This is a genomic window from Streptomyces sp. NPDC088910 (assembly GCF_044749865.1).
Classification (GTDB): Bacteria; Actinomycetota; Actinomycetes; order Streptomycetales; family Streptomycetaceae; genus Actinacidiphila.
In genome coordinates, this window is the sequence record NZ_JBIVIV010000024.1 from 45,668 (window position 1) to 56,281 (window position 10,614).

At 71.8% G+C, this 10,614-nt stretch carries 9 protein-coding genes; 3 read left to right on the forward strand and 6 right to left on the reverse strand.

What is annotated here, in order from left to right; genetic code table 11:
- Positions 1-116: 116 nt before the first annotated feature.
- From ACIP4Z_RS35045 to ACIP4Z_RS35055, 3 genes are all read left to right on the forward strand, one after another.
- A complete protein-coding gene (locus tag ACIP4Z_RS35045) occupies positions 117-980 on the forward strand; it encodes a DMT family transporter (protein WP_355347646.1) in 864 nt (287 codons plus the stop codon).
- A 181-nt stretch (positions 981-1,161) separates the two neighbouring features.
- Entirely contained in the window at positions 1,162-2,493 is a 1,332-nt protein-coding gene (locus ACIP4Z_RS35050) for an NtaA/DmoA family FMN-dependent monooxygenase (protein WP_401314579.1), read from the forward strand.
- Between the two features lie 17 nt (positions 2,494-2,510).
- Complete coding sequence (locus tag ACIP4Z_RS35055; protein ID WP_391164256.1) at positions 2,511-3,836, forward strand: NtaA/DmoA family FMN-dependent monooxygenase; 1,326 nt, start codon at positions 2,511-2,513, stop codon at positions 3,834-3,836.
- Positions 3,837-3,932: 96 nt separating this feature from the next.
- Here ACIP4Z_RS35055 and ACIP4Z_RS35060 read toward each other — a convergent pair whose 3' ends face one another.
- From ACIP4Z_RS35060 to ACIP4Z_RS35085, 6 genes are all read right to left on the reverse strand, one after another.
- Entirely contained in the window at positions 3,933-4,937 is a 1,005-nt protein-coding gene (locus tag ACIP4Z_RS35060) for an aldo/keto reductase (protein WP_401314591.1), read from the reverse strand.
- Positions 4,938-4,985: 48 nt separating this feature from the next.
- On the reverse strand, positions 4,986-6,104 hold the full coding sequence (locus tag ACIP4Z_RS35065; protein WP_401314581.1) for an ABC transporter substrate-binding protein: 1,119 nt from the start codon (positions 6,102-6,104) through the stop codon (positions 4,986-4,988).
- Between the two features lie 65 nt (positions 6,105-6,169).
- Entirely contained in the window at positions 6,170-6,955 is a 786-nt protein-coding gene (locus tag ACIP4Z_RS35070; RefSeq protein WP_401314583.1) for an ABC transporter ATP-binding protein, read from the reverse strand.
- Complete coding sequence (locus ACIP4Z_RS35075; RefSeq protein WP_355347516.1) at positions 6,939-7,841, reverse strand: ABC transporter permease; 903 nt, start codon at positions 7,839-7,841, stop codon at positions 6,939-6,941. Before ACIP4Z_RS35075 ends, ACIP4Z_RS35070 begins: the two co-directional genes overlap by 17 nt.
- Before the next feature lie 90 nt (positions 7,842-7,931).
- Positions 7,932-9,545, reverse strand: coding sequence for a rhodanese-like domain-containing protein (locus ACIP4Z_RS35080; RefSeq protein WP_401314585.1), 1,614 nt, complete (start codon positions 9,543-9,545; stop codon positions 7,932-7,934).
- Positions 9,546-9,571: 26 nt separating this feature from the next.
- Complete coding sequence (locus tag ACIP4Z_RS35085) at positions 9,572-10,348, reverse strand: SDR family oxidoreductase (protein ID WP_355347510.1); 777 nt, start codon at positions 10,346-10,348, stop codon at positions 9,572-9,574.
- Positions 10,349-10,614: the final 266 nt, after the last annotated feature.

Here is a 10,614-nt window from a genome sequence, read left to right on the forward strand (position 1 = left end):
CGCCGGGCCGCCCCCGCGAACGGGTGAAGACGGGCCCGTGACCCCCACCCGCGTGTGCGTCGGCGCCGCGCGCCGCCTACGCTGCGCCAGGGGAGTTACGTCACGGGAGGCCGACCCTGCTGGTGCTGTGTGTGTTCTTCGCGTTGCTCGGTGCGGCCAGCAACGCGGTGGGAACCGTCCTCCAGCGCAAGGCCGCGCTCGCCGTGCCGCCCAACGACGCGATGCGCCCGCGTCAGATGCTCGCGATGATCCGGCAGCCGGTGTGGCTGCTCGGCATCTGCGGAGTGGCGGGCGCCGCGGCCTTCCAGGCCCTCGCCCTGGTGGCGGGACCGCTGGCCCTCGCGCAGCCCGTCTTCATCCTGGAACTGCCGCTCGCCCTGCTCTTCAGCGTGCCGCTGCTCGGGCGCGCCCTGCCGCGCGCGGGCTGGAGCGGCGTCGCCTGCATGGTCGCGGGTCTGGCGCTCGCCCTGGGCGCCGCGGCGCCGGGCGGCGGCGGCGCCCAGGCGTCCATGGCGCACTGGGTGCCCGCCGTCCTGCTCTGCGTGGGCGCCATCGGCTGGGCGGTCGTCATCGCCCGCCACAGGCCCTCCGGCGCGCCGAGGGCCGCCCTGCTGGGCGCCGCCTCCGCGGTGGCCAACGCGCTCACCGCGGCGCTGATGAAGTCCGCCGCCGACACCTTCTCCGCGCACGGCGGCGTCGCCTTCCTGACCGCCTGGCAGACCTACGGCTTCGCGCTGTGCGGCGTCACCGCGATCTTCCTGCTGGAGAGCGCCCTCCAGTCCGGGCCGATCATCGCCTCGCAGCCCGCCCTCACCCTCGGCGACGCCACGGTCAGCCTGGCGCTGGGCATCACCGTCTACGGCGAGCACATCCGTACCGGCTGGTGGGTCGTGCCGCAGTTGGCGGCCGTCGGCCTGATCGCGTACGGCACTGTCCGGCTCTCCCGCGCGGTCCCGTTGATCAGGGAACTGGCGGGCTGACCGCACGGGCCGCCCGGCACCGACCTGACATCCGCCCGGCACCGGCTCGACAACGGCCCGGCAGCGGCCCGGCAGCGGCCCGGCAGCGGCCCGGCCCTGGCGCGGACCGCGAAGGGGAGCTTAAGGGAACCGGTAGCCGCTTCGGCTTCATCCCCGGAGCGGTTCGCCCAAGCATGGGGCCGTGACCGAACGATTCCTGCACCTCAACGTCAACGCCAACGGGCTGGCGAAACCGCCGAACAGCTGGCGGCACAGCTCGCCGCCCACCTGGTTCCTCGACGTCGCCTCCTGGGAGAAGCTCGGGCGGATCGCCGAGCGCGGCCTGCTGGACGCGGTCTTCCTCGCCGACCACCTCGGCGCCACCGACTTCAGCAAGCCGTGGCACGCCTTCGACCCGTTCATGCTCCAGACGGCGGTGGCCCGCGCCACCCGCCACATCGGTCTGGTGACGACCCTGTCCGCGACCTTCTACCAGCCGTGGGACATCGCGCGCCGCGCCGCGACGCTCGACATCGCCTCCGGCGGCCGGGCGGCGGTCAACATCGTCACCTCCGGCGAGGACGCGGCCGCGGCCCTGTACGGGCGGGGACCGCTTCCCGCACGCGAGGTCAGGTACGGGCGCGCCGAAGAGGTGCTGAACGCCGTCAAGCGGCTGTGGGACTCCTGGGACCCGGACGCCCTGGTCGCCGACCCGACGACGGGCGAACTGGTGGACGACGGCCGGGTCCCGACGGTGGACTTCGACGGCGAACACGTGGGCTTCAGGGGGCGGTTCCAGTTCCCGCGCTCCGTGCAGGGGCGGCCGGTCATCGTCCAGGCCGGAGCGTCGCCCCTGGGCATCGAACTGGCCGCGCAGCACGCGGACGCCGTGTTCTGCGCCTCCAACACCCTGTCGACCGGGCAGGAGTTCTACCGCGGGCTGAAGGCCCGCGCCGCCGCCCACGGGCGTGACCCCGAGGAACTCCTGGTCCTTCCCGGCCTCAACATCACCCTCGGCGGCACCGAGGCAGAGGCGATCCGGCGCCGCGCCGAACTGGTCGGCCCCGTGGAGGCGGACGACGCCGCAGTGCGCGCGCTGGCCGTCCAACTCGGCGTCCCCGTCGACCTGCTGAGCCTGGACAAGGCCCTGCCCTGGGACTACATCAACTCGCCGCGGTGGAGCCCGCGCAGCGTCGGCGCCGCCAACGGCGTGCTGTCCGTGGCACGCCAGGGCGACCTCACCGTGCGCGAGGTCCTCGAACGCCGCGCGAACGCGCAGAACGCGATCGTCGGCACGCCCGAGCAGGTCGCCGACGAGATCGAGAGCTGGTTCACCCAACGCGCCGCCGACGGCTTCAACATCAACTTCGACATCTTCCCGTCCGGCCTGGAGCAGGTCGTCGACCACCTGGTGCCGGAGCTCCAGCGGCGCGGGATCTTCCGCAGGGAGTACGAGTCCACCACGCTGCGCGGCCACTACGGGCTTCCGCCCCTGGTGACCGACGCGAGCCGCGCCACCGCGCGCACGGCCTGATCAGGAGACCGCCACCAGTGAGCACACGCCGACTGCACTTGAACGTCAACGCCAACGCGCTGGGCCGAGCACCGGGGGGCTGGCGCCTGCGCGACGACCCGCTCGGCTTCCTCGACATCGACGAATGGGAGAACCTCGGCCGGACCGCGGAACGCGGCCTGCTGGACGCGGTGTTCCTCGCCGAGACCCTCGGATTCTCCCAGCAGGACTTCACCAGGCCGTGGAACGCGATCGACCCGTTCGTCGTGCTGACCGCGATCGCCCGCGCCACCACGCACGTCGGCCTGGTGGCGACCGTGTCGTCCACCTACCGCCACCCGTACCACATCGCCCGGCTGGGCTCCTCGCTCGACCTGGTCTCGGGCGGCCGGGCCGCGGTCAACGTCGTCACCACGCAGTCGCCGCGCGCCGGGGCCCAGTTCGGCCTCGACGCGCACCCCGACCGGGACGCCCGCTACGGCCGCGCGGACGAGGCGATCGCGGTGATCAGGGCGCTGTGGGAGTCATGGGACCCCGACGCGCTCGTCGGTGACAAGGCGTCAGGTGAGCTGACCGACCTGACGAAGGTGCGCGAGGTCGACCACGTCGGCGAGCACCTGCGGGTCAAGACCTGGTACCAGGTGCCGCGTTCGCCGCAGGGCCACCCCGTCGTCCTGCAAGCGGGCGCGTCGGAGCAGGGCATCGACCTGGCCGCGAAGTACGCTGACGCGGTCTTCTGCGCCGCGCACAACCTCCAGCAGGGCAAGGACTTCGCCGCCAAGGTGAAGGCCCGGGCCCGCGACGTTCACGGCCGCGACCCCGACGACGTCCTGATCCTGCCCGGACTGTGGCCGGTCATCGGCAGCACCGAGGCCGAGGCGCGCGAGCGCCGCGACCTGCTGGCCGGTCTGAGCACCGACACCACCGACGCCCTGACGTCGCTGGCGGCGCAGCTCGGCCTGCCGGTGGACAGCCTGGAGCTCGACCGGCAGCCGCCCTGGGACCTGATCAACTCGCCGGAGTGGAAGCCGAGCAGCTACGGCTTCGCCAACTCCGTGCTCCAGTCCGCCCGCAACGAGAACCTGACGGTGCGCGACCTGCTCGACCGGCACATCGCCGGCGGCGGTCACCGCATGGTGGTGGGCACCCCGGAGCAGATCGCCGACGAGATGGAGGCGTACTTCACCGAGGGCGCCGCGGACGGGTTCAACCTGAACCACGACCTCTACCCCGACGGCCTCGACCTCATCGTCGACCACCTGGTGCCGGAGCTCCAGCGGCGCGGGATCTTCCGCAAGGAGTACGAGGCGAGCACGCTGCGCGGCAACCTCGGCCTGCCCATCCCGGCGGCCACCCCGGTCTGAGGCCGGGCGGCAGCACGGCGCGACGGAGCCGCCCGACGTACCGACCCCCATCCCACGGGGCCGGTACGCCGGGCGGCTCTTCGGGCTGCCGCCGGATCAGGAACCGGCGGCGTCCGGCAGGCGCGCCTCGGCCCCGATGGCGCCGGGCCGCAGCGCCCTGTCGCCCTCGACCCGCTCGGCGATACCGGCCAGCCGCGCGGCCTGCTCCGGTGTGAGCGTGACGTCGAACGCGCCGACGTTCTCCCGCAGATACGCGGCGTGCCGGGTGCCGGGGATCGGCACGACGTCCTCACCCCGCGAGAGCACCCAGGCGAGGGCCACCTGACCTGGCTCGGCGCCGAGTTCGGCCGCGACGGCGACGACCTCGTCGGCCAGCTTCACATTCGTGTCGAAGACCTCCTCGGCGAACCGCGGGTGCTCCAGCCGACGGCCCGTCAGATCCGCACGGCTGCGCAGCCGACCGGTCAGCCACCCGCGGCCCAGCGGCGAGAACGGCACGATGCCGATGCCCAACTCCCGCGCGATGGACAGCGTTTCGGCCTCGATGTCGCGGGTGAAGAGCGACCACTCGTTCTGGATCGCGGTGACCGGATGTGTGGCATGGGCGCGGCGCAGGGTCCGCGGACCCGGCTCCGACAGGCCGATCCAGCGGACCTTGCCCGCCTCGACCAGCTCCTTCAGCGCGCCGACCGTCTCCTCGATCGGCACCGCCGGATCGACGCGGTGCTGGTAGTAGAGGTCGATGTGGTCGACGCCCAGGCGCCGCAACGAGCCCTCCACCGCCGACCGTACGTACTCCGGACGGCCGTCGATGGGGCGGGCGTCGGGGTTGGTGGCCCGGTCGAGCGGGTTGCCGAATTTGGTGGCGATGACCAGGCCGTCACGGCGGCCCTTGACCGCCTGCCCGAGCAGCGTCTCACTGATGGCCGGGCCGTAGATGTCGGCGGTGTCGAAGAAGTCGATGCCGAGGTCGATCGCCTCGCCCACCAACGCCGACGCGCTGTGCCGCTCGTCGGCGTCGGTGGACCGCGCGAAGCTCATGAAGCCCAGGCCGAGGGCCGAGACCTCCAGCCCCTCGGTGCCGAGCCTGCGTCGAGTGATGTCGGTCAATGGTTACTCCTCAGCCGGTGGTTCGGGAGCGGCGCCGTGTCAGCCGGTCGTCACGTCGTCCAGCGCCGTGGTGTAGTTGAATCCGAGCTTGGACGTGACATTGGTCTTCAGCCCGCCGTACTTGTACGCGGCCTCGACGGTCGCCTGCTGGATCCGCAGGAACTCCGGGTCACCGATCTTGTAGAAGGTCGAGTGCCGGGCGTTCTCCCAGTTGACCTTGGCCACGTCGGGCGTCTGGCTGAGGACCTGCTGCTCGACCTTCTCGTACGCGGTCTCGTGACCGGGGACCCACTGCTCGTAGAAGGTCCGCAGCCGGCCGTAGAAGTCCTTGAGCGCCGCCAGCTTGGCCGGGTCGTCGAGCACCTCGGTCCTGGCGATCCAGCCGCTGCCGCCGAGGATGCCGAGCGTCGCGTTGTCGGCGATCTTGATCGCCTTTCCGGCGTCGACGGGCTTCTTCACGTTGCTGTAGCTGGTCACCACCGCGTCCAGGCGCCCGGCGTTGAAGGCGTTGGCCGCGGCCTGGTTGCTCGGGAACTGCACACCGTGGACGTCCTTGGGGCCGAAGCCGCCCTTCTCCAGCGCGACGACGTAGGCGGCGTAGATGTTGCCGCCGTAGTTGTAGCCGATCTTCTTGCCCTTCAGCTCGGCGAGCGTCGTGATGCCGGAGCTCTTCGTCACGTACACGGCGGCCGGGTAGGGCGCGTCGGGCGTCCAGGTCACCGCGAAGCCCTGGATCGGGGCGCCGGTCTTCGTCCAGTCGGCCGAGGCGTTGGCGGCCTCGAAGGCGGCGGTGTTCTCACCGACCTGGCCGACGTCGATCTGCTTGCCGTACAGCGCCGCCAGTTGGTTCGCCGGGCCCGCGATGATCGGGACCTTGTACTTGTACGGAGTGTCCTCGAACAGGCCCGACTCCTTCAGCAGCGCGGGGAAGTCGGCGGTCTGGTAGCTGATTGTGAGATTGACGCCGGACAGGTCGACCGCGGCGGCGGAGGAGGAACCGCCCGTCGAGCCGCCGTTCGACCCGGAACCCGCGTTCTTCGCGGAGGTCGAGGCGCCGCCGGAACCGCCGCAGGCGGTGGCGACCATGGCGAGGGCGACGGCCGCGAAGGCGGTGAACGTGCGCTGGACGAAGGGGGAGTGCTTGCCGGTGCTGTACATGTGCGATGACTTCCTCGGGATGTGTCGGGTGAAGACGGTTCGTGGTGCTGTGATCTGACGGGCCGTCAATGGCCGGCGGCCACCTCCTCGTCGCCGCCGCCGCCGACGGTGCGGGCCACGCCGAGCTGGTCGAGCAGCGCCGCCCGCAGTTCGAGGAACCGCGGATCGTCGCGGTGGCGGGGCTTGTCGATCTCGACCCGCTGGTCCAGGGCGATCGAACCGCGCGAGAGGACCAGGACACGGTCGGCGAGCAGGATCGCCTCGTCCACGTCATGGGTGACCAGGACGACGGCGGGCTCGTGCTTGGCGCACAGCGCCGCCAGCAGGTCGTGCATCTTGATCCGGGTCAGCGCGTCCAGGGCCGCGAAGGGCTCGTCGAGCAGCAGCAGATCGGGCTCGGTGACCAGCGCGCGGGCGAGCGCGACACGCTGCGCCTCACCGCCGGACAGTGTCCTGGGCCAGGCTTTGGCGTGGCTCTCGATACCGACCTCGGCCAGCGCGGCGAGCGCTTTGCCGTACGCGGCTCTCGGACGCCGCGCGCCGAGCACGACATTGCGCCACACCTTCTGCGCGGGAACCAGCCGCGGCTCCTGGAAGACGGTCGACCGCACGCGGGGCACGACGACATTTCCCTCGTCGGCGGTGTCGAGTCCGCCGACGATACGGAGCAACGTCGTCTTACCGGTGCCGGACGCTCCGAGCAGCGCGACGAACTCCCCCTTCCGCAGCCGGAGATCGACCCCGTCGAGCACCGCACGGCCGTCGAAGACCCGTCGGACCCCCAGCGCGGTGACGGCGTATCCCGCGCTGTCCGCGGCGAGGTCGCCCGGCGATTCAGTTGATACCGACACGGGCCCTCCAAGGCAGGACGAGACGCTCGACGCCGCGCATGACGAAGTCGATGAGGATGCCCAGCACGGCGTAGATCCAGATGCCGGCGATGACGATGTCCGGGCGCTGGTTGTTCTGGGCGTTGATGATCAGATAGCCGATCCCGGCGGTGGAGTTGACCTGCTCGGCCAGCACCAGCGACAGCAGCGAGAAGGAGCAGGCGAAGCGCAGACCGGTGAGGATGCCGGGCAGCGCCGTCGGGAAGATGATCCGGCGGGCGATCCGGAAGCCGCTGAGCCCGAAGGTCCTGCCCGCCTCGATGAGCTTTTGGTCGACGCCCTTCACGGCGTGGAACGTGTTCAGGTAGAGCGGGAACAGCGCCGCCGCGGTGATGAGGGCGAGCTTGGACGGCTCGTCGATGCCGAACCAGGTGACGAACAGCGGGACCAGCGCGATGAACGGCACCGTCCGCAGCATCTGGAGGGTGGCGTCGAAGATCTCCTCGCCGATCTTCCACAGACCGGCGAAGATCCCGAGCACCAGCCCCGCGCTGCCGCCGAGCAGCAGCCCCTCACCGGCCCGCCGCAGCGACACCGGTACGGCGGCCTGGAGCGAGCCGTTGTTCCACAGGTACTGGTACGCCTCGACGATGGTCTTCGGCGAGGGCAGCACGTCCTCGGTGGTCCAGCCCCAGGTCAACGCGAGCTGCCAGAGGGCGATCAGTGCGACGGGCACGCCGACGCGCAGGGTCCAGCCGCTCCAGAAGCGGACCCGCTTGCGCACGCTCTCGCGCCCGCGGTTGCGCGGGCTGAGGTCGATGAGCCCCGCCGCGCCCCGCGGAGTCCTCGTGGCGGTCGGCGCACCCGGCGCGGGCGCGGTGTCGGTGACGGAAGCGGCGCCGGTCACCGCGTCACCTCGGCGGCGGTGTCGACCGGCCGGGTGGTGAGGGGCCTGGCGATGGCGGTCATGAGCGTGTCCTCACAGGGGGTCAGTGCCTCAGGCGAACTTCTTGAACGGAACGGTGTCGTCCTGCGCCAACTCGGCGACCAGGCCGAGCTCCCAGGACAGATAGCGGCGGAATCCGGCCTTGCGGTCCTCGGGGTCGCTCTCGCGCCAGCCGGAGGCGACGACGTCCTCCGGGGCGTGCAGCCACTCGGCCCGGTCGGTCTCCACGGGCAGACCGGCCGCGCGCCACGCCGCCGTGCCGCCGTCGAGCACCCGCACCGGACGGTCGGTGGCCGCCGCGAGGTCGGCGGCGGCGTAGCGCGCGAGCACCCCGTCGGAGGAGGTCAGCACGACCGGCCCGGTGCCGGGCAGCTCGGCCGCCGACGCGGCGAGGCGGGCGCGGATGGCGAACCGGGCACCGGGGACGTGGCCGATGCGGTACTCCGGGCTGGGCGCCACGTCGAGCACGAGCCGGGTGTCGGCCGGGGCGCCGTCCAGCTCCTGCGCGGTGACCGTCTCGAAGCCGCCGGACGGCGGGTCGAGGACGGGCCGCGGCACCGGGCCGGTCTCCAGGTCGACGCCTTCCAGGGCCCGGTCGAGGACGAACACCTGCGCCCAGCCGATCTGGGCGATCCAGGAAGCGGCGACCGCGGCCCGTACGCCGTCGTTGTCGACGAGGACCACACGGGAATGGTGCGTGCCGACGTGCCGGAACACCCACGGCGCGACATCCCAGCTCGGCGCCGACAGGGAGCCGGGCAGGTGACCGGCCTCGAACTCCTCGGGCGTGCGCACGTCCAGGACGTACAGCGAACGCGTGTCGTCCTTGCCGAACGCCGCGAGCGCCGCCGCGTCGATGTACTCGATCCCGAAGCGCTCGCCGAAGCGGACCGCGCTCTCCCGCGCCGCCTCCAGCGCCGCGCCGGTCGGCGGCGCCACCGAGGACGTCTCGCCGTGGTCGAGTTCGTGCCCCTCCAGCACCCACGACTGGGTGCCGCCCTCCAGCGACACCACCCGGTTCGGCAGGCCCGCGTTGATGAGCACCTGGGCGCCGAGGATGCTCCGCGTGCGCCCGGCGCAGTTGACCACGACGAGCGTGTCGGGCGACGACACCGCCTCGGCCGCGCGGTAGACGAGTTCGGCGCCAGGTATCGACGTCCCGCCGGGCAGGCTGTGGTCGCGGAACTCGCCGATGGGGCGGCTGTCCAGCAGCACGATGTCCTCACCGGCCGCGCGGCGGCTCAGGAAGTCCGGCACGCTGATGTGCGGCGTCTGGTAGACCTCCTCGATCCACTCGCCGAAGGCCTGCCCGATGACGTGATCGCCGCCGCTGTGGACCTTGTGCCCGGCCGCGGCCCACGCGGCGAGGCCGCCGTCGAGCACCCGGACGTCGGTGTAGCCGAGCGCGCGCAGCCGGGTCGCGCCGCGCCCCGCCAGCTCCGCGTCGCCGCCGTCGTAGACGACGACCGGCGTGTCACGGCGGGGGACCAGCGCCCCCACCTTCAGCTCCAGGACGCTGAGCGGGATCGAGACGGCGAGCAGGATCGACCCCTGCGCCGCCGTGACGCCGGACTCACGGACGTCGACGAGCGCGTACTCCTGGCCGCCGTCGAGCAGCGCGCGCAACTCGTCGACGGCGATGGCGGGGGCCACGGATTCGGTCATGGGAACTCTCCTGGACTCTGGTCGGATCAGTAGTGGATGGCGCCGGGCACGCCGCCGCCGGCGTAGACGCCGTCGCCGACGACGGCCACGCTGCGCGGCGAGGCGAGGAAGGCGACCACCCACGCCACCTCGTGCGGCTCGATCACCCGGCCGATGACGTTGCCCGGCGCGGCGGGCGCCGCGCCGTCGGCCGCGCCGCCGCTCTGAAGCTCGACGTACCGCTCGGTGCGGGTGGGACCGGGGTGGACGACGGTGACGTTGACGCCGTGCGGGCCGAGTTCGTCGGCGACGTTCTTGGTCAGCGCGATCACCGAGGCGTTGCGGACCGAGCCGATCACCGAGACGGTCGAACGGGCCCCGGTGCCGCTGATGTTGATGACACGGCCCCAGCCGTTCTCGATCAGCAGCGGCGCGACGGCCTTGATGGTGCGCAGATAGCCGATCACCTTGACGTTGAGCTGCCGTTGGAACCAGGCGTCGTCGGCGTCCTGGAAGCTCGGCCCCTTCTGCGCGGGCTGCTCGGCGGCGTTGTTGACGAGGATGTCGAGACCGCCGAAGGCCGTTCTCACGGTGTCGACCAGCTCGCGCACCGAGTCGTCGTCACCGGTGTCGGCGCGCACGGCGAGCACGTCGGCGCCGGTCGACTCCCTGATCCGTACGACGGCGTCGTCCAGGACGTCCCCCCGCCGTCCGGTGATCGCCACCCGCACGCCCTCGCGCGCCAGTTCCTCGGCGATGGCGTAACCGATGCCCGTGCCGCCCCCGGTGACGACGGCGCGTTTTCCTTCGAGTTCGAGACCCATGGACTTCCCCGATCGAGTGCCCGACGGCGACGCCGAGCTGCGAATAGGGCCTCAGCCTGCGGGGACGGGAAGGGGCGAACAAGAAGATCTGGCTACAGCAATAGCCGGGACCTGGCTTAACAGTGGGGTGGGCGAGGGCGGCCGGGGCGGCACTGTGCGAATCGACACGATCTAGGTGTATTGATCACGAGCGTTGTTGACATGTGCCGGTGCTTGATCATGGCGAAGACCTCCGGTGTGGTGGAGCTGTCTAGGACTGCACCGCA

What these genes read in the sequence shown, in the direction of transcription:
- ACIP4Z_RS35085 (WP_355347510.1), bottom strand. Translation starts at nt 10,348, where the DNA reads ATGGGTCTCGAACTCGAAGGAAAACGCGCCGTCGTCACCGGGGGCGGC.
- ACIP4Z_RS35065 (WP_401314581.1), bottom strand. Translation starts at nt 6,104, where the DNA reads ATGTACAGCACCGGCAAGCACTCCCCCTTCGTCCAGCGCACGTTCACC.
- ACIP4Z_RS35080 (WP_401314585.1), bottom strand. Translation starts at nt 9,545, where the DNA reads ATGACCGAATCCGTGGCCCCCGCCATCGCCGTCGACGAGTTGCGCGCG.